Genomic DNA, 26,605 nt, shown 5'->3' on the forward strand with positions numbered 1-26,605 from the left:
TAGCCTCCTTATTCTGCGGGACGCACCCGCTTCAGCAGCTCGATGTCCTCCTCCAGATAGGTGGAGGCGGTACGGCTCAAATCATAGGTCATGCACCCGCCCTTATCCGGATACAGGGGCAGGATCACCGCCTCGCTGAGGCGGTTCAGCGTCAGGTTCCGGGCGTAGAGGGAGCGGTACTCCGCCTCCAGTGCCAGCAGGATGTCCCTTGCGTTTTCCAGACAGCACAGGCTCAGCCGCCACGCCACATCCGGGGCAATGGGGGCAAATTCCGGGGAGGCGTAGGGCAAGATGCGGTTGACAGAGGGCTGAAGCCCCTCCGTGGGCCGATCCCGCCGCCGCACGGTGTCTCCGCCGATGAAGGGGTACAGGGTGGACTCCACGAACCGCATCCGCAGATTGGGCAGATAGTAGATGCTCTCCACCGGATACCCCAGCTCCTCCATCAGATCCCGGCCCATGCCAGTTAGATAGCCCACCAGCACCAGATCCACCTGCGTCCCCGTCTCCTTCAGCAGCGGCGACAGACTCCGCAGCCGCTTGCCGTCGTGGAGCAGATCATCCACCAAGATAACGGGCCGGTCAAAGGCCCGGATGGTCCGCACCTGATCCGGCAGCGGCGAATACTCCGGGTAGGCCTCGATGGCATAGTCCGACAGATCCGCCTCATATACCTTGTCGGTACGCAGGGTCTTGGTGACGGTATTAGGCACCGCCACGCCCCGCAGCAGCTTTCCATAGGGGACGCAGATATCCGGCCCCTGCCGCCGGGGCGTCACCGGCTCGGCGGGTACACCGTTGCGTGCGGTGATGCGCTGGAGCAGCCGGTGATAGATGATCCCAGCCGACAGGCTCAGCACCAGTGACCCCGGCTGCAACTCCGTCAGCGCCTCCTGCAAGCGCCGATGGGCGACGGCCACCGCCGCCGTCACACGGGGCATGGAGGCCAGCGGAGCCTTGATGGAGGTGTCCACGTTGTGGCTCAGCACGATGGGGCAGCGCATATCCACCTCCAGCACCGGCCGCCCCGACACCGGAGCCGGGACAAAGCCCTGCCGCCGCAGCAAATTCAGCACATAGCTGTGCTCTGCACCGGGCAGCGGATCGTACAGGGCGCAGGGATACTCCCGCCCCAGTGCCATGGTAAACACCTCCGTCAGCAGCAGCTGCCCCAGCTCCCGCTGCTGGCTGCCGTCCGGCACCCACAGTCCGCTGATGAGCAGCGCCCGACCCCCGGCCTTCTGCCGCACATAGCCGGAGAGCTCCAGACTCCCCAGCCGGTCATACAGCTCACGGGACTCCAGCTGCCGGTAGCTGACGGCTCCCAGCACCTGCCCCTGCATCCCGTGGCGCAGCAGCAGGAGACTGTCGCCGCACTGCCACAGCTTCTCCACCATGGCAGCGGGGCAGATCCCCTCCAGCATGGCCTCCATGGACGCATCCGGCCGGGGATAGTCGGTAAAATCCAGATCCTCCGTCCGCAGCAGGGGCTTGTCCTGCGGCTCCCGCAGATACAGCCCCCTCCGATAGATGAACTCCTGCACCGCCGGATCCACCAGATTGCTGATGTCCCGGTTGGCGTCCACCGCCTCCCGGATGCGGGTGGAGCTGATCTCCTCCAGCGGCTCCGGCAGCGTCAGCTCCAGTACCTTGCCGTAAATGCCGCCGTAGCCGCCCCCGGCCTCCTGACCGGGCCGACGGAAGATGATGTGGTCAAAGGTATGGATGGAGTCCGGCTCCACGGGCTTGCGATAGGAGGATGCGTGAGCCACCACGTCGCTTCCCACGGCGATGGATACCTTCCGTCCGGGGAAGGCCTGCCGCAGCCGGTGGAGGTTCTCCGGGTTGGCGATGTTCACCGGGAAGTCCTCCGGGAAGATCTGCACATGGAATTCGTCCGCCACCGACATGGCGGCAATGCGCCGCCGGATGCGGTAGGGCTGGGTGCGCTTGGACCACGAGAACTCATCGATGGCCAGCAGTACCTCGAAGCCCCGATCCCGGATGGTTCGGACAATGGCCTTGTGGGACAGGGTGAATGGGTCGAAGGTACCGGGGAAAAAGGCGATGGGCCGTGGCGCTTCAAAGGTGAAGCCGCCCCGCAGCCGCTGGGCCGTCAAAAAGCGGTACAGCCGCCCCAGCATGGAGGCCCGATAGTAGAAGGACAGTGCATCCCCGTCCTCCTGACGGCAGGTGGTCAGCAGCTTCCGTGCCGTCAGGGGGAAGGCCCGGCTCTTCTCGCCGTTGCTGAGCTGTGCCGAGCCGAACACCCGTTGTCCCAGCACCAGCATGGCCTCCTGCCGGGTCTCTCCGTCGATGCCCGCCAGTCCTCGCATCAGCATCCCCAGCAGCCGGTCCCGGCGGCGTAGGCACGCCTCCTCTGGCTCCTCCGGGAATCTCTGGTGATAGATGTCGTACTCCTCATAGATGACGCCCACGGTGTCCAGCACCGGAGTCACGATGCGGCTGCTGGAGGCGCTGAGGGTCACCCCCAGATCCGCCAGGCACTCGTCCAGCTGCTCCGGCGGCAGCCACAGGGCAAGCCGCCCCAGATAGTCGGGAATGTACTTGGTGAACTCCTGCTGCCCCAGCTCCAGCCCCCGGCACAGCTCCACTGAGACCTCATTGCGCTGATCCACCGTCAGCCGGGGAGCGATCTCCAGCAGCGCCAGTCCTGCGCCGTGGCGCACCGTGACCCGGTCGCTGACCTTGATGAGGTTAGAAAGATGCGTGGCGATGTGCAGGGCCGAGCCGTGGTCGTTCCGTGCATCATCCGTCAGCAGCCGCAGGTTCACCTGCTTGATGATCCACGGCGTGGCGGTCTTGAGGTTATCCAGAAAAATATCCGATACCTGCGTCTCCTGCAAGGTCAAGCCTCCGGCGCAGATATCCTCCCGCAGCAGGGCCAGCGACATATTGCCGCAGTCCATCTCCTGCAAAATTTTCAGAGGCCGCTTCTGCCGGGGCATGGAGGTGTGGACGTGATCCAGCAGCAGCATGGCCGCCGCCTGCACCGTCAGGCTCTCCCGCCCGGACAGTACCTCCGCCGCACGGAGCAGTGCATTCAGCTGTGGCCGGGTACACAGCTCCAGCGGCAGGTCCGCCGCCGCATCCAGCAGCTGCAGCGCCACCTGATCGTCCAGCTGCTCCGGCCGCCGCAGATACGCCAGCACCGGCGCCAGAAACCCCTCCTCCCGTCCGGGGCAGCGGGAGAGCAGGGACTTCACGCAGAATTTCAGGGTGAACCGGATCCACCCCCGGTGCTGGGGCATCAGCTTGTGATCCGGATAGATGATCTTCTCCAGATACAGTCTCCACTGATCCAGATCCGTCACCGTCCGCAGGTCGGGACGGCTGTCCGCCGGACGCTCCTTGGCGTAGCCTGCGTGGAACCCTGCGATGATCTCCCCCATGAGAGCCGCCGCCTGACGGCGGATGTCCCCCTCACGGTGCATCAGCAGCTCATAGAGAAAGGCCAGCGTCTGCACCTTCTGTGGAATGTGCAGATACAGGGAGTAGGACTCGAACACCCCCAGATAGGCCCGCAGCCGCCGCCAGTTGGTCTCGCCACGGGCCTGCTCCAGCAGGGAGGCAAAGCTCCGCTGCCCGGTAAGCCGGTCCATCAGTTCCATGTTGTGGGCCACACACTGCATGGTCAGGGACTCCAGCACCTCCGCATCCTCCATCAGGGCCACCGCCTGCTCCGGCAGCGGCTGCGTGTCCGCCCCCTGCATGGTCACGTCCACCCCCCGGCGGATCATATACGCCTCGAAGTCCTGCAAGCGGGCATAAACTCTGGTGTAGCGGCGGCGCTTCTCCCCGTCCACGTCGTCTAACTTGTTCAAAATCACGTCAAAGGCCTCCGCCAGAGACGAGATGTGGGTGATCTCATGCCCCTCCGGGTCGTGGGTCTGCTTCACCCGGAAGTCCGCATAGATCAGCAGCAGCGCCTCCGCCGACAGATACTCCGGCTCCAGATCCCACACCGAGTGGTTGGCGGCCACATGGCCGATGTCCGTCAGCCGGTGGCGGCGGAACCACAGATCCGTGTAGTAGTAGTGCAGATACGCCACCCGCTCCCCCGGATGGCAGCCGAACTTTCCAAGATCGTGCCCGGCGGCGCTGCCGGATACCAGCGCCAGATCCACCGCCGTGCCGCTGCGCCGCAGCGCCCGGCCGCAGGTCAATGCGATGTGATGCACCCCGGCGATATGCTCCAGCGTGCGGTAGGGCGTCACCTCCAGCCCCAGCCGCATCATCTCATAGACGTACTCCCGCTTCCACTGCCGCAGCATCTGTCGATAGCTGGCGCCGCAGGCGCAATCCGCCGCCTCTGTCTCCGATAGAAAGTCGAAATCCCATGCCGGGTCAAAGGGCAGCTTCTCCCGTTCGGCGGCAAAAAGCACCTGCAAAAGCGACAGGAAAAACACCGCCCCGGCGTCATAGGCCGCAGGGGCCTCCTTCTCCGGGAACAGCTGCCGCCGGGCAAAGTCATAGGCAAAGCGCAGCCACCCGCCCTCCGGCTCTCCGCCGGAAAGCTCCGCCAGCTCCGGGCGGCACAGCTCCAGCACGTCGCCGCAGCGCAGTCGGGTGCCGTCGTAAAGGGGCGCAAAGCGCTGGATGTAGTTCTCGCTCTCCAGCCGCTCCAGCAGGGGCTGGCCGCTGAAATACTCCGCCGTAGGGCGGCCGGTGAGCCGCCGCAGCAGGGCCGTGTTCATCTGTCGGATGCGTTTTCTGTTCATGGTGTGACCTCCCGCCGGATGGATGCTGTTTTTTCCATTATGCCACAATTTCCCTCCGTCTTTCAAGGCACAGCCGGGATTTTTTCACAAAAAGCCGCCCCTTCCGCTTCAAAGCACACCCCCCTTGGCCCCGCAAAAAGCCTCGCAGAGTTTGCCGCCCGCAGGCGGCAAAGAAGTAAAATCATTTTCTCTTGCGACATGTGCGTGAGAGAAAATACTTCTCAGGCTGCAAGTGTGGAATTTGTGCGCCTATGGCACACAAATTATGTGCGCAGCAGACTGCAAGCCTTTTGTCGAAAAAACCGGAGGGTTTATCGACAGTCGCAAGCGGCAGGAGGTCACTTCCTCCTGCCGCTTTTCGGATACGCTTTATTCCGCCGTCTCCAGCGATGCCTGCACAAAGCCCCGGAACAGCGGGTGCGGCCGGTCGGGACGGCTCTTGAACTCCGGGTGGAACTGCGCCCCCACGAACCAGTGGTGGGCAGGCTCCTCCACGATCTCCACCAGGCTGCCGTCCGGGGACAGGCCCGACAGCCGCAGCCCCGCCGCCTCCATCTCGCAGCGGAAGCGGTTGTTGAACTCGTACCGATGCCGGTGGCGCTCGGAGATATCCTCCGTGCCGTACTCCCTCCGGGCCAGACTCCCCTCCGCCAGTCGGCAGGGGTACTTGCCCAGCCGCATGGTGCCGCCCTTGGCGGTAACGCCCACCTGATCGGACATCAGGTCAATGACGGGATGGGCCGTCATGGCGGTGAATTCGGCGCTGTGGGCGTCGGCCCAGCCCACCACGTGGCGGGCAAACTCGATGACGGCGATCTGCATCCCCAGGCAGATGCCCAGATACGGCACCTGATGCTCCCGTGCATATTGAGCCGCCAGAATCATCCCCTCGATGCCCCGATCCCCGAAGCCGCCGGGAACCAGCACGCCGCCGCACCCGGCCAGCATCTGCTCCACGTTCTCCGGTGTCAGGGTCTCGGAGTCCACCCACCGGATGGACACCTCTGCGTCGCAGGCGGTGCCTGCGTGGAACAGGGACTCCACCACGCTGAGATACGCATCGTGCAATCCCGTGTACTTCCCCACCAGCGCAATGGTCACATGGCGGTGTACCCCGTGGATCTTCTCCACCATGGCCCGCCACCGGGCCATGTCCGGCTCCACCACCGGAAGCCCCAGCTTGCGGCAGGCCACCCGGCACAGCCCCTCCCGCTCCAGCAGCAGCGGCACCTCATACAGGGTGGAGGCCGTGACGTTGGGGATGACGCAGTCCTCCTCCACGTTGCAGAACAGGGCGATCTTCCGCCGGATGTCCCCGGTGATGGGGCTGTCCGTGCGGCACACCAGAATGTCCGGCTGGATGCCGATGCTCAGCAGCTCCTTCACCGAGTGCTGGGTGGGCTTGCTCTTCAGCTCTCCGCTGCCGGGGATGGACACGATCAGCGGCACATGGATGTACAGCACGTTCTCCTTGCCCTTCTCCGCCGCCACCTGCCGGATGGCCTCCAGAAAGGGCTGGCTCTCGATGTCGCCCACCGTGCCGCCTATTTCGGAGATGACCACATCCGTCTGCCCGTCATCCATGGCATAGATACGGTTTTTGATCTCATCGGTGACGTGAGGGATGATCTGCACCGTGCCGCCCAGATAGCCCCCCTGCCGCTCCCGGTTCAATACGCTCCAGTAGATTTTCCCGGAGGAGACGGAGGAGTTGGCGTCCAGCGCCTCGTCCACGAACCGCTCATAGTGGCCCAGATCCAGATCCGTCTCCGCCCCGTCATCGGTGACGAACACCTCCCCGTGCTGATAGGGGCTCATGGTGCCGGGGTCCACATTGAGGTATGGGTCAAACTTCTGGTTCCTGACCCGCAGGCCGCACTGCTTCAGCAGCCGCCCCAGAGATGCGGCGCAGATGCCCTTGCCCAGCCCGGACACCACACCGCCGGTGACAAAAATATACTTCATGGCTCCCTCTCCTTTTGACAGCGGGCGCTTCTCCGCCCTCTGATTTTTTACCCACCGATTTTACCGCCGGAGAAAAACGCCGTCAAGCCCGCAGAATCATCAAGATTTTTCCCCTCCCGCCCCCTGTGCATGGGGCAGTCCTCTGAAATTTCCCTCCCGGAGAAAATTTCTCTTGCATCCCGGCCTTCGGCGTGATATGGTAGGTTTGGACCCGCCTTTTCCGCCGGGTCCTTTTCCGCATAAAAACAGCCCTCACGGCAGCGCCGTGAGGGCTGTTTCACCTTTTGTCATTCCTCCTGCCGCAGCAGGGCCGTCAGTGCCTGCACCCGTCGGGCCAGCCGGGCAAATTCGCCGCAGGTCAGGGCCTGCCGTCCATCGGAGAGAGCCTCCTCCGGCCGGTCATGGACCTCGATCATCAGTCCGTCCGCCCCGGCAGCTGCCGCCGCCAGCGCCAGCGGAGCCACCAGCCCCCGCCTCCCGGCGGCATGGCTGGGATCGGCCAGCACCGGCAGATGGGACTGCTCCTTCAGGGCGGCAATGCCCGCCACATCCAGCGTGGCCCGGCTGTCCGTCTCGAAGGTGCGGATGCCCCGCTCGCAGAGGATCACCCGCTCATTGCCGCCGGCAAGGATGTATTCCGCCGCCTGCAATAGCTCCGTCACGGTGGCCCCGAAGCTGCGCTTCAGCAGCACCGGCTTCTCCTGCCGCCCCAGCTCCCGCAGCAGCTCGAAATTCTGCATATTCCGTGCGCCCACCTGCAAGACGTCCACCTCCCGGAACAGCGACAGCTGCCGGGGATCGGTGATCTCCGACACCACCGGCAAGCCCGTCTCCCGGCCCGCACGGCACAGCAGCTCCAGCCCCTCGGCCCCCAGCCCTCCAAAGGTATAGGGGGAGGTCCGGGGCTTGAAGGCGCCGCCTCGCAGCAGCTGCGCCCCGGCGGCGGACACCTGCCGGGCGATGGAGGTCACCTGCTCCGACGACTCCACGGCGCAGGGCCCGGCAATGAGGCAGAAATCCTGCCCGATGCGGGCCTTGCCCACGGATACCACCGTGTCCTCCGGATGCCCCGTCCGGGCCGCCAGCGGATACGGCTTCGTCAGCCGCTGTACCGCCCGTACGCCGGGCAGAAGCCGCAGACTCTCCCCGTCCAGCCGAAAGGTTTCCCCCTCCAGCACCAGCACCTCCCCGCCGGGATGCGCCACCGTAACGCCGGTGTCCTTCAGCCGCTGCCGCAGCGCCTGCCGCACCGCCGCCGTCTGATTTTTCTCTGTGAGAATGAACATATGCCGCCTCCGGGATCATGATCTGAATCTTTATTATATCGGACTGCGCCCCGGATTGCAACGGGGAAACCACAGGGACTTTTCGTTGACACGGCGGCGAAATGTGATATAATAGACAGTGTGTTGCAATATACCCCGTCAGTGTGCCTATTTTGTGTGTTGACCGGAGGAGGACATATGGAACGTAAATTCATTCTCAGCTGCTGCTCTACCGTGGACCTTCCCTATTCCTATATGCAGAGCAGAGACATTCCCGTGCTGTTTTATACCTACGTGGTGGACGGGCAGGAGTACGTGGACGACATGGGCCGTGACCCGGAAGCTCTGCCCCGGTTCTACCGTTTTCTGGAGGCGGGCAAGCTGCCCCAGACCTCCCAGATCAATGTCGGCACCTATCTGGACTTCTTCGAGGCCCAGCTGGAAAAGGGCGATCTGCTGCACATCGCCTTCACCTCCGGCCAGTCCGGCTCCGTCCACAACGCCGTGGCGGCGGCCAAGCTCCTGCAGGAGAAGTACCCTGATAAGAAACTCGTGGTCATCGACTCCCTGTGCTCCTCCTCCGGCTACGGCCTGCTGGTGGATGCGGCGGCGGACCTGCGGGACAGCGGCGCCACGCTGGAGGAGACGGCTCGGTGGGTGCTGGAAAACCGCAACAAGGTCCACCACCAGTTCTTCTCCTCCAACATGACCCAGTTCCGCCGCACCGGCCGTGTCTCCGGCGCAGCGGCCATGGTGGCCACCATCATGAACATCTGCCCCATCATGCGGCTGGATGATAAGGGGGCCATCAAGGCTTACAGCAAGGTCCGGGGCAAGAAGAAGGCGGTGGAGACCACCGTGAACGTCATGGAGCAGCACGCTCAGGGCGGCCGGGACTACGACCAGCGCTGCTTCGTCTGCCACTCCCAGTGTCCGGAGGACGCCGCCCTGCTCATCACGGCGCTGGAGGAGCGCTTCCCCCACCTGAAGGGCAAGATCCGCCTGTGCGACATCGGCACCATCATTGGCTCCCATAGCGGCCCCGGCACGGTGGCCGTGTTCTTCCTGGGCGACGAGCGCCCCACTATGGACTGACCCCTTATCCCCCTCAGCGGTACATGGCAAGCCATGTACCGCTTCTTTTTCGCCCCCACTGTCCATCCTCCCGAACGCCCCGCCGCACTTGTGCAGGATACCGAACAAAACCGCCATTTTTCGTTGCAAAAAGGGGATTGCCATGATAGGATTCGTGTGATATAATATTTCTGTTTCCAATTTGCGAGATTTAATAATATACAGAAAGGCATCTACTAATCATGAATATTAGAATATCCGCTGACAGCACCTGTGATCTGTCCCCGGAGCTTATTGAAAAATACGACATCCGCATCACCCCCCTGTACATCGTCCGGGACGGCCAGTCTCTGGTAGACGGCAAGGACATCACCCCCGACGAAATTTACGCCCACGTCAATTCCGGCGGCGGAATGTGCAGCACGGCGGCGGTGTCGGTGTACGACTATACCCAGTTCTTCCGCCGCCAGCTGGAGGATTGCGACGCCGTGGTGCATTTCCACATCTCCGGCGATATGTCCGCCTGCTACCAGAATGCCTGTATCGCCGCTCAGGAGGTGGGGAACGTCTACCCCGTGGACTCCCGCAGCCTCTCCACCGGCATCGGCCAGCTGGTGCTGGAGGCGGTGCAGCTGACCCGTGAGGGCAAGCTCACCGCTCAGGAGATCGCCCACGAGATGGAGCGCCGCCGGGAGCTGCTGGACGTCAGCTTTCTGGTGGAGCGGCTGGACTTTCTGCACAAGGGCGGCCGCTGCTCAGGCGTGGCCCTGCTGGGGGCCAATATGCTGAACCTGCGTCCCTGCATTCAGGTGAAGGACGGCCAGATGATGGTGGGCAAGAAGTACCGTGGCCCCTATGTGAGCTGCCTGCTCCAGTACATCCGGGAGCGGCTCAAGGGCCGGGATGACATTGACACCCGCCGCATTTTCATCACCGAATCCGGCGGCTTCACCCCGGAGGAGCTGGCGCAGGTGGAGGCCGCCGTCCGCAGCTACCAGCCCTTTGACGAGGTGCTGCACACACGGGCCGGCTGCACCGTCTCCAGTCACTGCGGCCCCCGCACGCTGGGCATCCTCTATTTCCACACCAAATAATTTTCCTATCATCAACGCCCACCGGAGAGCCGCTGCGCTCCCCGGTGGGCTTTTTCCGGAAAAGCTGCCCCGAAATTTTCCGCAAGACAACTGTCACGGCGCTTGCTTTTCCTACCAGTTTAGTGGTATAATAGGCTGAATAAATGAGGAGGCATACACCATGATTTCCACCAAAGGACGTTATTCCATTCGGATCCTGCTGGATCTGGCCGAGCATCGGGGCGTGGGCTATACCCCCATCAAGGACGTAGCCGCCCGGCAGAGCATCTCCCTGAAATATGTGGAGAAGCTGATGCCCGCCCTGAAAAACGCCGGCCTGCTGGACAGCAGCCACGGCATCGGCGGCGGCTACCGGCTGAACCGTGACCCGGAGCAGTACGACCTGTGGGAGATCCTGCGGGTGACGGAGGGCGAGCTGGCCCCGGTGTCCTGCCTGCAAACGGACGCCTCCCCCTGCCAGCGGGCCGGGGAGTGCCGCACCCTCTCGGTGTGGCAGGGCTACTATGACCTGACCCGGAAATATTTCTCCGGCATCACCTTGGCGGACCTGATGGCCGTTCCGCAGGGCGACAACTACGTCATCTGACCTCCCATCCCTCCGCCCCGTCCCCTGACCCCGGTATACCGTCTAATTACCGGGCATCACCTGATCCCGGTGTTTCATATGTCCCGGTACACTCTGCCCGGATATACTGCCTGATCCCTTGTCTGCCCCTGTATCCCCCGTCCGGTCAGGTATGCCGTCTAGCTCCGGTACACCATTCGTTTCCGGCACTTCCCCGCTCGAAGCATCTCCCATAATCCCAAAAATCCCCCGAAGCGACCATACCGCTTCGGGGGATTCGTCTCTGTTATGGGGTTTCTCTATTCCATGGGCAGTCCTTGCAAAAGGTGCCGCTTTTCATCGTCGCTCCCTGTCGCCCAGCCGCCGCTCTCCCTGCGCAGCTGACACCTCTAAACAGCCGCCTGTATCTTTGGCTCATATCGAAGCCACAGCCGGTTCGGCAGCCCTCTATTCTTCCTGCTCCTCCCCTTTAGCCTTGGCGGCCCGGAGCTTTCGCAGGGTGTACACCACGCTGCACACCACCAGTACCGTGTTGATGGCCAGGAATACCCAAAACACCGGTGAACTGAAATCCAGCGAATTTCCGGCGATGACCAGACAAACCATCCCCGGCGCAATGGCCAACCACGACCCCGCCAGATACGTCAGGTAATCCACCCGCAGCATCCCCAGCAGCAGTCCCAGCACCTCCATGTTCAGCCCCAGCATATGGATGGCGAAGCACATGGCAAAGCCATATTCCTGCGTGGCGCTGAAATAGCGCTTGATCTTGGGATGCCGGTCCAGCACCGACTCCAGACTCTCCGTCTTGGTAAACCGCCCCATGGCGTAAGAGATGGATAAGCACACCGCCGTCCCCACGCCGTTGACGGCCAGCGCCGCCGGCAGCGGCAGCACCATGGACACCACGACCACCAGCGCATTGTATACCACCACTCCGGAAAAGCCCTTCAGCACATATAGTCCCAGCACCACCAGCACCGCCAGCACAGGCCGGTCCGCCACCAGCTGCGGCACCGTATCCAGATCCATGACCCCGGTAGCCAGCAGCACGCCGAATATCGCCGCACACAGGACCATGATCAGCACCGGCAGGTAATCCCTCAGCCGGAATTTTTTCATACAAGCCCTCCTCACGGCGTCCATCCGCTAAATTGTGGGACATAATATACCATATCATTATGAATAAAGTGTGAACTTTCGCAGCCTTTACGCTCCGTTCACACTTTTCCGCCAAGTCCCGGCCCCCCCATTCCTGCTGGACACAGCAAAGCCCCGCTTCGCCAGATGGCGAAGCGGGGCTTTTCCCATAATTTGGAAGTTTTCTTCCTTTCGGCGACCGGTTCAGCTGCCTCCGTGCGGCGGGGCAAATTCCCCTGTCAGGGCGTGTCCATTCTGCCGGAACTATACGTCCACCGAGTCGTCCGGTTCGTGTCCGGTGGACGTCCACCGGACTGTCCGGCAGCCGTCCCACAGGTATCCCGTCCGTATCCGGCAGATATCCAGCCAGTGTCCGGCCATCGTCCGGCTGGTATCCCATCGGGATCGGTCAAGTATCCCGCCGGTGTCCGGCAGAATCATCGACCGGTATCCGGTTTTGGGATAGCACTCGGTCAGGTGTTGAGGAAGGGGTCGTCCAGACGACCCAGACGGCGGAGCATGGTTTTCTTCACCGCCTTGAAAATATTCTCATATCCGGTGCAGCGGCACAGGTGGCCCGACAGCAGCTTGCGGAGCTGGTCGTCGGTATAGTATACCCCACGATCCAGAATCTCCACCGCCGTCATGATGAAGCCGGGGATGCAGAAGCCGCACTGGATGCTGGTCTCCTCCATAAAGGCCTGCTGAATGTCAGATAGCTCGCCGTTGGGACCCATGAGACCCTCCAGCGTGGTGATATGCTTGCCCTCGGCCCACACCGCCAGATACAGGCAGGAGTTATAGCACTCGCCGTCGATGAGGACGTTGCAGGCGCCGCACTCCCCCACCTCGCAGCCCTTTTTCACGGAGGTCATGGAGAAGTCGTTGCGGAGCATATCCGTCAGAGAGGCCCGGACGTCTATCATCCGCTCCACCTCCTTGCCGTTGAGGAAGAAGGTCACCAGCTGATACTGATTCTTTGCCATTACAGCTCACCTCCCGCCAGCTTCACAGACTCCATGAGACACCGCTTGGCGCTCTCCACGGCGATGTGAGAGCGGAATGCCTTGCTGGCCCGCCACGAGTCACGGGGATGGATGTCCTCCAGCACCGCTTTTCCGAAGCCCTCGATGTTCTCCAGCGTCACGGGCTTGCCGTTGATAAACTCCTCGGCGTGAGGCGCACGCATAGGGACGGGCCCCGCCACGCCGAAGGCGATCCGCACCCGGTCGAAGGTCTTTTTATCCTCGCTGAGCCGGGCGTTAACGGAGGTTCCCAGCGTGGCGATATCCATGGCGTTGCGCATGGCGTACTTGATGTAGTGGCCGAAGGTGCGGTCGTAGGATGCCTTGGGGATCAGGATGGCGGTCTGAATTTCGCCCTCCTCCACCCGCAGATCCACGGTGCCGGCCTTCAGGTAGAAGTCCTTAATGGGTACCCGGCGGACGCCGTTTTTGCCGGTGATCTCCACCATGGCCTCCCATGCGTGGAGGGTGGAGGCGGAGTCGGCGGAGGTCACACCGTTGCAGGTGTTGCCGCCGATGGTACCGGCGTTGCGGATCTGAGGGCCGCCCACCATATCCACCGCCTCGCCCAGCACGTTGATATACTGTTGGATCAGAGGATCGGCGGTGATGTGGCTGAAGGTGGTGAGACTACCGATGCGGAGGTTCTCCTCCTCATCCAGCGTCACGCCTCGCATTTCATGGCAGCCCTGAATACTGATGAGGGCCTTTCCGGCCCGCTTGCCCTCCCGCATCTGCACCAGCACGTCGGTGCCGCCGGCGATGATCTGGGCCTCGGGATGCTCCAGCCGCAGGCGGATGGCGTCCTGTACGCTTTCCGCCTGATAGAGCGCTGACATATCATACATAGCGGTATTTCCTCCTTAGTCCCGGATCAGGCCCTCTTCCGTGAAGCGCTGGAAGAGGACGTGGGGGGTGATGGGGTCCTGATCGATGGCCACGCCGGTGGCGTTGTAGATGGCGTTGCGAATGGCGGGCGCACCGGAGCAGGCCGGGGGCTCGCCCAAGGCCTTGGTGCCGAAGGCACTGGTGGGCTCGGCGTTCTCCACGAACTGCGCCTCCAGATGGGGGTGATCCATGATGGTGGAGAGCTTGTAGTCCAGCAGATTGTTATTCAGGGGCCGGCCGGTCTTTTCGTCGAACAGCAGCTGCTCCGACAGGCCGTAGCCAATGGCCATGGACATACCGCCGTGGACCTGCGCCTCTGCCAGCGCCGGGTTCACCAGCTTGCCGCAGTCGTGGACGTTGATGATCTCCTGAAGTGTCACCTTGCACATGGGGATGTCCACCTCCACCACGGCAAAGGTGCAGCCGAAGGAATAGGCGTTATTGCGGATGGTATAAGTACTCTCGGCAGTGATGTGCTGGGAGTCGGCAGGGTCATACTGGGCGTGCATGGCCAGCTCCGACAGACTCATGAGCACCTTGCCGTCGGTGTTGCGGACGATATTGCCGTCCACGATATCCATGTTGTACACCGCCTGACGGGTGAGCTTGGAGGCATAATCCAGAATCTTCTCCTTCAGCATCAGGCCCGTCTGGCGGATGGAGAAGCCCGCCACATACGTCTGGCGGGAGGCATAAGCACCCAAGCCCGTAGGCGTGATGTCGGTATCCTGACAGGACACCACATGGACCTTACGGTAATCGCCCAGACCCACCACGTCGGAGGTCATCTGGGCATAGGCGGTATCGGCGCCCTGACCGATCTCCGTCTCGCCGCACTGCATGGTGACGCTGCCGTCCAGATTCAGCAGCATCCGATTGGAGGACGTCTCCAACGAGATGGGATAGACGGCGGTGTTATACCAGAAGGTGGCCACGCCGATGCCGTGGCGGATGGGGCCGGTCTCCTTGGCGAACTCCGCCTTTTTGCGGTCGTAGTCGATGTACTTCTTACCAACCTCCAGACACTGGCGGAAGGAATCCTCATAGTTGACGTTGTGGGAGAAGCTGTCCTCGAAGCCCTTGGGCATGAGGTTCTGCATCCGGAAGGCCAACGGGTCCATACCCACGGCCTTGGCGCACTCGTCCACGTTGGACTCGTCGGCAAAGGAGGCCTGAGGCATTCCGTAGCCACGCATGGCTCCGGCGGCGGGACGGTTGGTGAACACCGTCCACGCATCGCACTCCATGTTGTCACAGGGATAGTGCTGGGAGAAGGAGTCCATGGCTTTGGCCACGATGCTGTGGCCGTGGGAGGCATAGGATCCCTGATTGGAGTAGAGCTCCACCTTCCGGGCGGCGAAGGTGCCGTCCTTGCGGAGCCACGAGACGATGTGGAAGCGGATGGCGTGGCGCACACGGTTGGAGACGAAGGTCTCCTCACGGGAGCAGTCCACCCGGACACAGCGGCCGTGGACCTGCGTGGAGCACCAAGCGCACAGGGGTTCATAGAGGGCGTCCTGCTTGTTGCCGAAGCCGCCGCCGATATAGGGCTTCACCACCCGGATATCGCTCCACGGGCGGCCCAGCGCCTGTCCCACCACACGGCGGATGATATGGGGGATCTGGGTAGAGGATACCACCGTGATGCGGCCGTTCTCCTCGTAGGCGAAGCAGCCGTGGTTCTCGATGTGGCAATGCTGCACCGTGGGCGTCTCGTACCAGCCCTCCACCTTAATGAGGCCCGGCTCCTGAATGGCGGCCTGATAGTCGCCCGTCTTCATATCGGTGTGCTTGAGGATGTTGTTGGGGTAGGCCTCGTGGAGCTGGGGAGCGCCGGGCTCCATGGCCTTCTGCACATCCAGCACGAAGGGCAGCTCCTCGTATTCCACCTGCAGCGCCCGGACGCCCTGCATGGCGGCCACCTCGTTTTCTGCAATGACCACCGCCACGTCGTCGCCGTAGTAGCGGACGTGCCGGTTCAGCAGGTGGCGATCCGCCACGTCCTGATGGCCGGGGTCCATGGACCAGGGGTGGCCCGCCGTGGGGAACGGGTGCTCCGGCACGTCGAAACAGGTCAGCACCTTCACCACGCCGGGGATCTGCTCCGCCGCCGAGGTGTCCACCGACTTGACGAAGCCGTGGGCGATAGTGGCGTGCTTGATGCGGACATACAGTGCATCACGGGGCATGAGGTCCTCGTAGTATTTGGTGCGGCCGGTGGCCTTGTCAAAGGCGTCTACCCGCACCTCGGCTTTTCCTACTTCAGCCATGTAGTGTTCCTCCTTATGTCAGCGTCGCTGCGATAGCCGGAGTTACCGGCAAAAGTACCTATAAATTTAAGATATCATAGCATAAAATTCGTCATTTGCATAGTCCTTTTCGTAATACTAATTATAGGATAACGGTGGTTGACTGGAATGGGCATTTCCGGGTATACTGTAAGAAAATGACGGGACAAAGGAGGGAGCGGCATGGCACAGCTGCGGATCGGATGCGTGGTGATGGCGGCGGGAAATGCCCGGCGCTTCGGGGAGAACAAGCTGGCGGTGCAGGTACAGGGCAAGGCGCTGTTCCGCCGGGCGCTGGAGGCTGTGCCGGCGGAGCGGTTCATCCGGACGGTGGTGGTGAGCCAGTACCCGGAGGTGCTGGAGCTGGCCCACCGCATGGGCTTCGTGCCGGTACCCAACCGGCATCCGGACTGGGGCATCAGCCACACCATCTCGCTGGGGCTGGGGAAGCTGCCGGAGATGGATGCGGCGCTGTTTCAGGTGGCGGATCAGCCCCTGCTGCGCCGGGAGAGCGTGGGGAGCCTAGTGGACTTTTACCGGGAGCATCCGGAGCACATCGCTGCGCTGGGTCACGACGGTATCCGGGGGAACCCCTGCCTGTTCCCGGCACGGCTGTTCCCGGAGCTGCTGGCTCTGCAGGGGGATCACGGCGGCAATCAGGTGATCCGCCGCCATGAGGAGGACCTCCTCTTATGGGAGGTCCCGGCTCCGGAGCTGACGGATGTGGATACGCCTCAGGTGCTGGCGCAGCTGCGGCGGGATATGGCGGAGGAGTGAGGGGTCTCCGACAAATCGATCGTCGCTTTGAAAAAGGCACGGGGCTGCGGTGCAGCCCCGTGCCTTTTCAGGTTTTGATCAGAATGCGGCGAGTGGAGACACGTTGGGGAGAATCAGTCCTCCTTCTCCTCCTCCACCATCTCTTGGGCTTCCTCCACCAGTTCCTCGGCTTCGCCCAGAACCTCCTGCTCCCGGATCTGTGCCGGGGTCAGGACACGCTCCGCCTGCTCCTCCCGGAGCACCAGATAGTAGGCCAGTGCCAGCTGGGGCAGCACGCCCCAGACGCCCCGCACGTCCAGCCACTTCACCGCCAGCCAACTCCAGACGGCTCCGGCGTGGAAGGCCAGCAGAGTGGAGCCGTAGAACCACAGCTTTGTCAGCTGCTCCCGCTCTCCCTCGCACAGGTAGTGGGCCAGCGCCAGAGATGCCTGCTTGGTGTTGTTGCTGTTAAAGATCGTGGCGCTCTGGAAGCCTCTGGCGCCGGCAAAGGTGCTCCACTGGATGCTCATGGAGAAGAACACCGGATACAGTGCCACCAGCGGAGTCATATCCGCCGGGAAAAAGCCCATGGCGATGGCCGCCGCCGCCGTGATGCACGGCGACAGCCGCCGCATATCCACATGGAACACGTGGGGGACGATGACGGAGAGCATGACGCCCACCACGTAGATCACCAGACACAGCAGGTGCAGCAGCACACTGCTCCCCCGGCCAAAGAGGGCATCAATGACCAGCTCCACCAGATTCATGGTCTGGGAACTGCCCAGTATCCCGCCGCGGCACAGCAGGGCGTAACCGCCGAAAAAGCCGCCTATTGCAGCAAAGGCCAGGTGGCGGCAATGATCGATAGGAAGAAGCTTCTGTTCCGTCATGGTATAACTCCTATAAATAACGACAAAATAATCCTTCGTTAGTATATCAGCCTGCGGCGTTTCCGCAAGGGAAAAACTGCATAAAAATCCCGCAAAAATGCGGCGTTTCTTGTGTTGACAACGGCGGGATCTGTGGTAAAATAGAGAGCGTGAAATGCGCTGACGAAACGAGTCCGCCATGTGCCGCCCAAAGCGAGAGGGGAAGCGGTGGAAGCCCCTTGTCCGGCCGGTGTGACAGCCACTTCCGAGCAGGCGGCGACGAGCCGCACGCCCCATCCCCGTTACCGGATGACCGAGATGGCGGCCTTGGCCGTTCAATTAGGGTGGTACCGTGAAGCAAGTCTTCGCCCCTATGTGTGGGCGGGGGCTTTTTGTTTTTTCGGCAGCCCTCCTGCGTCCCGGTGTTTCCGATTTTCCCCCGAAGTTCTGTTTTACAGGAGGTGGCCTGTGAGTTATCAGCTGATCGACATGACCAAGGACCCACGCAGCGGGCAGTTTGCCTATTTCCGTCAAATGCTCTTTCCCTTCGCCGGAGTCACGGCGGAGGTAGACATCACGGACTTCGCCGCACGGCGGCAGGGGCGGCCCTTCTTCCTGAGCTTCCTCTATGCCGTGGTACGGGCCGCCAACGCCGTCCCCCAGCTGCGCCGCCGCATCCGGGCGGACGGCAGCGTGGTGGAATACAACTGGTGTCCCCCTTCCTACACCGCCATGAAGCCCGACGGGGTATACGTATACTGCACGGTGGAGGGGGATCTGCCCTATGAGGCGTTCGTGGCGCTGGGACAGCGGCGACAGGAGGAGGTACTTCGACGGGGTACCCTCACCGAGGACGGAGACGCTTTGAGTTTCTTCTTTGTGTCCAGCCTGCCGTGGCTGCACTATTCCCAGCTGGAGCATCCCGCCGTCAGCGCCGACGACTCCAACCCCCGCATCAGCTGGGGCAAGGCTGTCACCAAGCATGGACGCACTACCCTGCCGGTGTCGCTGTTTGTAAACCACGCCCTGGCAGACGGGCTGCACATCTCACAGTTCTTCGCCGGTCTGGAGCGGGAGCTTCAGGCGCTGGCAGACAGCTGGCAGGCAGAGGAGTGACGGCATCCGGTCACAGAGGTCTGTCACAGATCTGCCACAAAAGAAAATTCTGCAATTCCGATTGCAAGCAAAAGGAGTAATGCATCATGTCTCATCCCTATCACGGGCTTAATGAGCTGCGGGAGATGTTCCTGTCGTTCTTCGAGTCCAAAGGTCATCTGCGGCTGCCCAGCTTCTCTCTGGTGCCGCAGAACGACAAGTCCATCCTGCTCATCAACGCCGGCATGACCCCCATGAAGCCGTGGTTCAAGGGCGAGGAGGAGCCGCCCCGCCGCCGGGTCTGCACCTGTCAGAAGTGCATCCGCACCGGCGACATTGAGAACGTGGGCAAGACCGCCCGCCACGGCACCTACTTCGAGATGCTGGGCAACTTCTCCTTCGGTGACTACTTCAAGCATGAGGCCATCGCATGGAGCTGGGAGTTCCTGACTGAGGTGGTGGGGCTGGAGCCTGACCGGCTGTACCCCTCCATCTATCTGAACGACGACGAGGCCTTCGACATCTGGAACAAGGAGGTAGGCATCCCCGCCGAGCGCATCTTCCGCTTCGGCAAGGAGGACAACTTCTGGGAGCACGGCTCCGGTCCCTGCGGCCCCTGCTCCGAGATCTACTATGACCGTGGGCCGGAGTACGGCTGCGGCAAGCCCGGCTGCACCGTGGGCTGCGACTGTGACCGATACATCGAGATCTGGAACAACGTGTTCTCCCAGTTCGACAACGATGGCCACGGCAACTACACCGAGCTCAAGCAGAAGAACATCGACACCGGCATGGGCCTGGAGCGTCTGGCCTGCGTGTGCCAGAACGTGGACAGCCTCTTCGACGTGGACACCGTGATGAATATCACCCACAAGGTGTCTGAGCTCACCGGCGCTCACTACGGCGAGACGGAGAAGCGGGATGTGTCCCTGCGGGTCATCACCGACCACATCCGCTCCGCCACCTTCATGATCTGCGACGGCATCCTGCCCTCCAACGAAGGGCGGGGCTATGTGCTGCGGCGTCTGCTGCGCCGGGCCGCCCGCCACGGGAAGCTGCTGGGTGTCAACGATCCCTTCCTGTATCAGGTGGTGGACACCGTGATCCATGAAAATGAGGGCCAGTATCCTGATCTGCGGGAGAAGCAGACCTATATCACCAAGGTCATCCGCACGGAGGAGGAGAATTTCGGCCGCACCATCGACGGCGGCATGAAGATCTTCTCCGACCTGCTGGCAGAGCACAAGCAGAAGCTGGAGAAAATTTTCTCCGGCGCCGACGCCTTCCGGCTGTATGACACCTTCGGCTTCCCCATCGACCTGACCATGGAGATGGCGGCGGACGAGGGCCTCAGCGTGGACGAGAACGCTTTCCAGAAGCTGATGAAGGAGCAGAAGGAGCGGGCCCGTGAGGCCCGGAAGGCACTGGGCGATCTGGGCTGGGCCGGTGTGGAGTTCGGCAAGGACGTGCCGGCCACGGAGTTCGTGGGCTATGACCACAGCGAGTGCGACGCCAAGATCGTGGCCATCGTGGCCGATGAGGAGCTGCGGGACGAGGTGGCCGCCGGGGCCGAGGCCGTGGTGGTACTGGATCACTCCCCCTTCTACGCCGAGATGGGCGGTCAGGTGGCCGACCACGGCACCATCACCGCCGACGGCGTGGTGTTCACCGTGGCGGACGTACAGAAAAACAAGGGCGGCAAGTTCATGCACTATGGCCGTCTGGCACAGGGTGTGCTCCACGTGGGAGACACCGTTCACGCCGCCATTGACATGGAGCGCCGCAAGGCCATCCAGCGTGCTCACAGCACCACCCACCTGCTGGATGCGGCGCTGAAAAAGGTGCTGGGTGACCACGTCCATCAGGCGGGCTCTCTGGTGGAGCCGGACCGCCTACGCTTCGACTTCACCCACTTTGAGGCCATCTCCCCGGAGGAGCTGCGGCAGGTGGAGGAACTGGTGAACGACGCCATTCTGGAGGGCTATCCCGTGGTGACGGAGGCGCTGCCCATCGAAGAGGCCAAGAAGAAGGGCGCCGTGGCCATGTTCGGTGAGAAGTACGGCGAGACCGTCCGGGTGGTGGAGATGAGCGACTTCTCCGTGGAGTTCTGCGGCGGCACCCATGTGGACAACACCGCCAAGGCCGGTCCCTTCCGCATCAAGAGTGAGAGCAGCGTCGCCTCCGGCGTGCGCCGCATCGAGGCCACCTGCGGCAAGCTGAGCCTGAAGGCTATGGAGAGCAGTCAGGGCGTGCTGAGCCGGGCGGCCCAGTTCCTGAAAACCGCCCCCTCCGGGCTGCTGGAGCGGATGGAGCAGCAGGCCAACGAGATGAAGCAGCTGCGTCAGGCGCTGGAGAAGTTCAAGGCCGAGGCATCTCTGGGTGAGGCCCGGCAGTTCCTGGCCTCCGCCAAGACGGTGAAGGACCTCCATGTTCTCGCCACCACCCGCAACGGCGTGGACACCGCCGAGCTGCGGACCATGGGCGATTTCCTGCGGGATAAGGACCCCAAGGCCGTGGCGGTCATCGCCAGCATCAACGGCGAGAAGATCACCTTCCTGGCCGTGTGCGGCAAGGAGGCGGTGGCCCGTGGCATCAAGGCCGGTGATCTGGTGCGGCACGTGTCCGCCATCTGCGGCGGCAAAGGCGGCGGCAAGCCGGATTCCGCCATGGGCGGCGGCAGCGATCCCCTGAAGGTGGACGATGCGCTGGCCTCCGTGGACGATTTCGTGTCCGAGAAGCTGGGCTGAGACGAAAGGAGCATCCTATGAAAAACGATTGCCTGTTCTGCGCCATTGCCGGTGGGGAGATCCCCTCCAACAAGGTGTATGAGGACGAGCTGTGCTATGCCTTTTATGACATCGCCCCTCAGGCGCCCACCCATTTTCTGGTGATCCCCAAGGCCCACATCGCCTCCGTGGCGGAGGTGAACGGCGGCAACAGCGCCGTGGTGGCCCACATCTTCGAGGTCATCGCAAGACTGTGCCGGGAGAAGGGACTGGAAAGCTACCGGGTGGTATCCAACATCGGGGAGCAGGCGGGGCAGAGCGTCCACCACCTGCACTTCCATGTGCTGTCCGGCCGGGATATGACCTGGCCTCCAGGCTAAGAGCACCGAGAAGCAGCGTAGAATTTCAGAAAGCCCGTCCGGCCCGCTGAATGCGGGCCGGATGGGCTTTTACATTATCATATATAGAGGACTTGGGGTCGTTAAAACAGCTCCGGATACAGGGCGGTGATCTGCTGATACCAGTCCTGATAGTCGTGCAGGTCGTCTCCCTCGATCACATATACCTCCCACGCATCAGCGGAGTCGGAGGCGGTAAGGGGTTCGTCCGTCAGGGGATACTTGCCCTTCTCCAGTTCCGTGGGGAAGTACATCCCGGCGTAGACGGAGTCCCTGTCGTAGGCGGTGAGGAACAGCAGATAGGACTCGCCCTCCTGCATGGGGAGGTAGCCGCCCTGCGTCCAGAGAACATTGTCCACCAGATAGCACTCCTCAGTGATGACCAGCTGCTCCGGGGGCTCCCCCTTCAGCACCTGCGATACCGTGCCGGTGGTCCTCGTATAGCCGCCGGAGACATTGCCGTCACTGAAATAGGACAGGATGTTCTCCTGACGCTCCGGTGTGAACACCACAATGAGGTCGCTGACCTCCTGAAGCTGAGCAACACTCTCGGCCTGTGTGATGCGGTCCGCCGCCATCCGCTGTACTGTCTGGCGCTGGCCGCAGGCGGTGCAAGTGATCAGGAGAAGGAGAAGCAAACAAAACGTGAGACTCTTTTTCATCACTCAAGACCCCCATTTCGCAATCAAATTATTCTTGTCATGCTGATTGACCGTTGTATTTGCGTAACCACTGGAGGATTGCTGCATCACCGCACGGGCTGTACAATTATTCAAAAGTGGATGCATCAAAGCTAACGCATGTCCTGTTTCATGAATTACCGTCTTTGTTTTTTGCGTGGAATTACTCGCATCTAAGAGTGACGGGTCTAAATCTATGCGAGCCTGAACAACTTGCGCGCTGGAGGAACTAATATCAATTTCACTATATCCTCCAAGTACATTCTTTTTATACAAATGTGCTCGCCCAATCGTAGTACCCGTCAACTCAACCGAATGGAAATTAATGTCCCCTGTGTTATCCGAATCTCCTGAGAAAGTGTACTGGCTGATTTTTACTTTTGACGAAATATTGTTCCAAGTAAAAATACTCTTTGATGCATCCAAGTTATAGTAAAAATCTCTTGAACACATCTTTGCCGTCAGTCCTGTTGCGTTCTTGTTGTTTGCCCATTTCCATCCATAGTATGCTCCGCTACACGCAAATGCGTCTTCGACAAAGAACATACTAACAAACAGCATGAGCAATGCGAGGGAAGTGAATTTGTGCAAAGATTTCATTTAGGATCCTCCTTTCTAAGTTGTATCTTCATTATATATTTTATTGTGTTCAAAATCAATATGCATTTTGTCTGATATTTCATGTATTTTATGTGCATAACGACATGTTTTGTGGCATTCTGAATAAAATCCAAAAGAAGTATACAGGACAATATTGGATACATTTTTAGAAGCTGCCGATGGGGATGGAGCCGTCGTCAGTGCCTTTTTCAATGGAACGAATGGTGATCCAGTAGCTGCGGCCGCCGCCCATATCCACCTGTACCCGGTCCCCGGCCCGGCGGCCCAGCACGGCCTTCCCTACCGGGGACTCCTTGCTGATGAGGCCCTTCAGTGCATCCTGCCGCAGGGTGGTGACCAGCTGGATCCTCCGGCTCTTGCCGGTGTTTTCCATGAAGATCTCCACGGTGTCGTAGAGGCCCGCCGTGTCCTGACCGGAGCGGTCGTCGATGATGCGGGCGGTCTTGATCATCCGCTGCAGGTAGCGGATGCGACTGTCGTTGCGATTCTTCTCCTGCTTGGCGCACTTATACTCGAAATTCTCACTGAGGTCACCGAAGGCCCGTGCCGTCTGCACGTCCTCGATGAGCTTGGGACGCAGCACCTGCGTCCGGTAGTCGATCTCCTCCTGCATCTTCTGCACGTCGCCACGGGTCAATTCATCGTACATCGTTATTCCTCCCAAGCTTGCGCCAGACGGCGCAGTCCCTCCGGCAGACGCTCCAGGTCGATGCCGGAATAGTTTACCACCACGATATGCTGGGGCGCTGTCTCCGGGACGCTGTAATAGTCCGACAGCAACGCCAGACGCACCCCCTGCTCCGCCGCCCGGCTCCGCAGCGCCGCATCCGGCAGACGGGTATCCAGCCGCACCAGAAAGTGCAGACCGGCGTCCTGCTCCATGATCTCCACCCGGTCCGCCAGCGGGCTGGAGCGCAGCATGGCGATGACGGCGTCCCGCTTCTGGCGGTAGCGGGCCTTCATGCGGCTCAGGTGCTGCTCATAGCGGCCCTGCGCCATGAATTTGGCCAGAGTATACTGCTCGAAGCCCGACACCGTGCAGGCGTAAAAGCCCAGCTTCTCCCGATAGACCTCCATGAGTCGGGGCGGCAGGATCATGTAGCTGATGCGGATGGAGGGGGCGATGGTCTTGGAGAAGGTGTTCAGGTAGATGACCCGCTGGGCCTCGTCGATGGAGAACAACGTGGGGATGGGGCGGCCCACGAAGCGGAACTCGCTGTCGTAGTCATCCTCCAGTATCCAGCGTCCCTCCTGCTCCTCCGCCCAGCGCAGCAGCTCCTGCCGCCGTCCGATGGGCATGACGATACCCGTGGGATAGTGGTGGGAGGGAGAAAGATGGACGATGTCCGCCTCCTGACGGCGCAGAAGCCGGGTGGAGAGGCCCTTTTCATCCAGTCCCACCTGCCGCAGATTCACCTGATGGCTGCGGTAAATTTCCGCAATTTTGCTGTATCCGGGGTCCTCCACGGCGTAGCACTTCTCCCGGCCCAGCAGCTGGATCAGCAGCGAATACAGAAACTCCGTACCGGCGCCGACGATGATCTGGCCGCTGTCCACGTTCATGCCGCGGAACTGGCGCAGATAGTCGCTGATGGCCCGGCGCAGCTCCTCCGCCCCGTTGTAGGGGGCGGCCTGCAGCAGGGCCTTGTCCCGCTCCAGCAGCGTCTCCCGCATGAGGCGGGCCCAGACGGTAAAGGGGAAATACGCCCGGTCGATGGAATTGGTCACAAGGTCCAGAAAATAGGTCTTCTGCTCCGGCTCCGGCGGCAGCGGGGCAGGCTGCCGGGCCGCCGCCTGTAAGGGGCGCTCCACGGGGCTGACGTAGTAGCCCCGCTTCTCCTGCGAGTAGATGTAGCCCTCCGCCGCCAGCTGCTCATAGGCATTCTGCACGGTGATGATGCTGACCTCCAGATGCTGGGCCAGCGCCCGCTTGGAGGGCAGCCGCTGGTGGGCCGGCAGCGTCCCGGACAGGATATCCCGGCGGATGCCCTCATATAACTGCTCATACAGGCTCCGGCCGCTCTCTTTGCTCAGGGGATAGGTCAGCATGGCTCCTCCATCTGGTATTATCCGATAATATCGATATGGGCATTTCAATAATACCAATTTCTACTATAATACAGACAGTACATAAAAGCAAGGAGATTTTTCCCATGAGAGATGCGAACATCAAGAAACTGGTTCTGGCGGCCCTGATGGCCGCACTGACCTATGTGGCCACCTCCATCGTACAGATTCCCTCCCCCATGCAGGGCTATGTGAATCTGGGCGACTGCATCGTGCTGCTGAGCGGCTGGATCCTCGGCCCGTGGTGGGGCGCTGCGGCAGGCGGCATCGGCTCCATGCTGGTGGACCTGCTGGGCGGCTACGGTCATTATGCGCCCGGCACGCTGATTATCAAGGGCTGCATGGCTCTGGTGGCGGCCCTCATCGTCAAGGCCATGAAGGAGAGCAAGGCCTCCTACGTCATCAGCGCCGTGGTCAGCGAGGTCATCATGGTGGTGGGCTACTTCGGCTACGCCTCCCTGCTGCTGGGCAAGGGCTGGGGCGCTGCGGCCAGCATCCCCGGCAATCTGGTGCAGGGCGCTATGGGCATGGTCATTGGTCTGGTGCTGCTGGTGGTACTCAAGCGCAGTAAGGCGCTGGAAAAGCTGGCGTAAGAACGGTTGCAAAATGGCGCCGGACGTGGTACACTGAAGGTGCAGAATTGCTTTTGCGAAAAGCGGCGGAGCGATCATCCGCCGCTTTTCGTTCATGCGAGGAAAGGAAGATAGCTATGGCTGGGATCATTCATGAGGTAGAGCGCACCGACCTGCTGGAACAGGTGCGGCAGGAGGCGGCGGACGCCGCACGGCAGCTGGCGGAGGCAGCCCGGCTGCGGCGGGGCCACATTGTGGTGGTGGGCTGCAGCACCAGCGAGGTGGTGGGGCATCAGGTGGGCAGCTGGTCCACGCCCCAGATCGCACAGGCCATTTTCGACGGACTCAACAGCGTGTTTGCCCCCATGGGCGTCTACATCGCCGCCCAGTGCTGCGAGCACCTGAACCGTGCGCTGATCGTGGAGCATGAGGCGGTGCCGGGAGCGGAGATCGTCAATGTGCTGCCCCAACCCAAGGCGGGCAGTTCCTTCGCCACCGCCGCCTACCAGAACTTCCGGCATCCGGTGGCGCTGGAGGAGATCCGGGCCGACGCCGGTCTGGATATCGGCGGTACCCTCATCGGGATGCACCTGAAGAAGGTGGCGGTGCCGGTGCGCCTGCCCCAGAACCATATCGGCAGCGCCATCCTGCTGGCGGCCCGTGTGCGGCCCAAGTTCATCGGCGGTGAGCGTGCCATCTACGACGAGCATCTGAAGGACGGCTATCCGGAGTTTTGATTTGCATCATGAAGCATCCCCGGTCTGTAAAACAG

The 26,605-nt window shown here is 61.7% G+C and carries 21 protein-coding genes; 9 read left to right on the forward strand and 12 right to left on the reverse strand.

What is annotated here, in order from left to right; translation table 11 throughout:
- Positions 1-8: 8 nt before the first annotated feature.
- The 3 genes from KJS28_RS05955 to aroF form a co-directional block, all read right to left on the reverse strand.
- Complete coding sequence (locus tag KJS28_RS05955; protein ID WP_213542143.1) at positions 9-4,742, reverse strand: nicotinate-nicotinamide nucleotide adenylyltransferase; 4,734 nt, start codon at positions 4,740-4,742, stop codon at positions 9-11.
- Positions 4,743-5,111: 369 nt separating this feature from the next.
- Entirely contained in the window at positions 5,112-6,707 is a 1,596-nt protein-coding gene (locus KJS28_RS05960; protein WP_213542144.1) for a CTP synthase, read from the reverse strand.
- 287 nt (positions 6,708-6,994) lie between these two features.
- A complete protein-coding gene (aroF, locus tag KJS28_RS05965; protein ID WP_213542145.1) occupies positions 6,995-7,993 on the reverse strand; it encodes a 3-deoxy-7-phosphoheptulonate synthase in 999 nt (332 codons plus the stop codon).
- 177 nt (positions 7,994-8,170) lie between these two features.
- Between aroF and KJS28_RS05970 the strand changes: the two genes are divergently transcribed.
- From KJS28_RS05970 to KJS28_RS05980, 3 genes are all read left to right on the forward strand, one after another.
- Positions 8,171-9,067 carry a DegV family protein gene (locus KJS28_RS05970; RefSeq protein ID WP_213542146.1) on the forward strand — a complete coding sequence of 299 codons (897 nt, stop codon included), beginning with the start codon at positions 8,171-8,173 and terminating at the stop codon, positions 9,065-9,067.
- A 221-nt stretch (positions 9,068-9,288) separates the two neighbouring features.
- Positions 9,289-10,140 (forward strand): DegV family protein, encoded by an 852-nt coding sequence (locus tag KJS28_RS05975; protein WP_213542147.1) that lies wholly within the window; start codon positions 9,289-9,291, stop codon positions 10,138-10,140.
- Between the two features lie 160 nt (positions 10,141-10,300).
- Entirely contained in the window at positions 10,301-10,726 is a 426-nt protein-coding gene (locus KJS28_RS05980; RefSeq protein WP_021859026.1) for an RrF2 family transcriptional regulator, read from the forward strand.
- 426 nt (positions 10,727-11,152) lie between these two features.
- Here the strand turns inward: KJS28_RS05980 and KJS28_RS05985 are convergent, their stop codons facing one another.
- From KJS28_RS05985 to xdhA, 4 genes are all read right to left on the reverse strand, one after another.
- Positions 11,153-11,827, reverse strand: a complete 675-nt coding sequence (locus KJS28_RS05985; RefSeq protein ID WP_213542148.1) for a VTT domain-containing protein — start codon at positions 11,825-11,827, stop codon at positions 11,153-11,155.
- Between the two features lie 491 nt (positions 11,828-12,318).
- Positions 12,319-12,831 carry a xanthine dehydrogenase subunit XdhC gene (gene xdhC, locus KJS28_RS05990; protein ID WP_021858071.1) on the reverse strand — a complete coding sequence of 171 codons (513 nt, stop codon included), beginning with the start codon at positions 12,829-12,831 and terminating at the stop codon, positions 12,319-12,321.
- Positions 12,831-13,718, reverse strand: a complete 888-nt coding sequence (gene xdhB / locus KJS28_RS05995) for a xanthine dehydrogenase subunit XdhB (RefSeq protein WP_213542149.1) — start codon at positions 13,716-13,718, stop codon at positions 12,831-12,833. Before xdhB ends, xdhC begins: the two co-directional genes overlap by 1 nt.
- A 15-nt stretch (positions 13,719-13,733) precedes the next feature.
- A complete protein-coding gene (gene xdhA, locus KJS28_RS06000) occupies positions 13,734-16,028 on the reverse strand; it encodes a xanthine dehydrogenase subunit XdhA (protein ID WP_213542150.1) in 2,295 nt (764 codons plus the stop codon).
- Positions 16,029-16,229: 201 nt separating this feature from the next.
- On the opposite strand from xdhA, the gene KJS28_RS06005 reads away from it, so the two are divergent.
- Positions 16,230-16,823 (forward strand): nucleotidyltransferase family protein, encoded by a 594-nt coding sequence (locus tag KJS28_RS06005; RefSeq protein ID WP_213542151.1) that lies wholly within the window; start codon positions 16,230-16,232, stop codon positions 16,821-16,823.
- 113 nt (positions 16,824-16,936) lie between these two features.
- Here KJS28_RS06005 and KJS28_RS06010 read toward each other — a convergent pair whose 3' ends face one another.
- Entirely contained in the window at positions 16,937-17,695 is a 759-nt protein-coding gene (locus tag KJS28_RS06010) for a YoaK family protein (protein WP_213542152.1), read from the reverse strand.
- 447 nt (positions 17,696-18,142) lie between these two features.
- Between KJS28_RS06010 and KJS28_RS06015 the strand changes: the two genes are divergently transcribed.
- The 3 genes from KJS28_RS06015 to KJS28_RS06025 all read left to right on the forward strand — a co-directional run bounded on the left by KJS28_RS06015 (position 18,143) and on the right by KJS28_RS06025 (position 21,875).
- Complete coding sequence (locus KJS28_RS06015; RefSeq protein WP_213542153.1) at positions 18,143-18,790, forward strand: CatA-like O-acetyltransferase; 648 nt, start codon at positions 18,143-18,145, stop codon at positions 18,788-18,790.
- An 86-nt stretch (positions 18,791-18,876) separates the two neighbouring features.
- On the forward strand, positions 18,877-21,516 hold the full coding sequence (gene alaS, locus KJS28_RS06020; RefSeq protein WP_213542154.1) for an alanine--tRNA ligase: 2,640 nt from the start codon (positions 18,877-18,879) through the stop codon (positions 21,514-21,516).
- Between the two features lie 17 nt (positions 21,517-21,533).
- Complete coding sequence (locus KJS28_RS06025; protein ID WP_213542155.1) at positions 21,534-21,875, forward strand: histidine triad nucleotide-binding protein; 342 nt, start codon at positions 21,534-21,536, stop codon at positions 21,873-21,875.
- A 101-nt stretch (positions 21,876-21,976) separates the two neighbouring features.
- Here the strand turns inward: KJS28_RS06025 and KJS28_RS06030 are convergent, their stop codons facing one another.
- The 4 genes from KJS28_RS06030 to pdxR form a co-directional block, all read right to left on the reverse strand.
- Positions 21,977-22,555 (reverse strand): hypothetical protein, encoded by a 579-nt coding sequence (locus KJS28_RS06030; RefSeq protein ID WP_213542156.1) that lies wholly within the window; start codon positions 22,553-22,555, stop codon positions 21,977-21,979.
- Between the two features lie 3 nt (positions 22,556-22,558).
- Positions 22,559-23,173: a zinc metalloprotease gene (locus tag KJS28_RS06035; RefSeq protein ID WP_213542157.1), complete on the reverse strand. Its 615-nt coding sequence runs from the start codon at positions 23,171-23,173 to the stop codon at positions 22,559-22,561.
- 166 nt (positions 23,174-23,339) lie between these two features.
- Positions 23,340-23,843 (reverse strand): GreA/GreB family elongation factor, encoded by a 504-nt coding sequence (locus KJS28_RS06040; protein WP_021859494.1) that lies wholly within the window; start codon positions 23,841-23,843, stop codon positions 23,340-23,342.
- Positions 23,844-23,845: 2 nt separating this feature from the next.
- Positions 23,846-25,243, reverse strand: coding sequence for a MocR-like pyridoxine biosynthesis transcription factor PdxR (gene pdxR / locus KJS28_RS06045; RefSeq protein WP_213542158.1), 1,398 nt, complete (start codon positions 25,241-25,243; stop codon positions 23,846-23,848).
- A gap of 104 nt (positions 25,244-25,347) precedes the next feature.
- On the opposite strand from pdxR, the gene KJS28_RS06050 reads away from it, so the two are divergent.
- Positions 25,348-25,854 (forward strand): ECF transporter S component, encoded by a 507-nt coding sequence (locus KJS28_RS06050; RefSeq protein ID WP_213542159.1) that lies wholly within the window; start codon positions 25,348-25,350, stop codon positions 25,852-25,854.
- Between the two features lie 116 nt (positions 25,855-25,970).
- A complete protein-coding gene (locus tag KJS28_RS06055; RefSeq protein WP_213542160.1) occupies positions 25,971-26,570 on the forward strand; it encodes a TIGR01440 family protein in 600 nt (199 codons plus the stop codon).
- Positions 26,571-26,605: the final 35 nt, after the last annotated feature.

The organism is Vescimonas coprocola (genome assembly GCF_018408575.1).
Classification (GTDB): domain Bacteria; phylum Bacillota; class Clostridia; order Oscillospirales; family Oscillospiraceae; genus Vescimonas; species Vescimonas coprocola.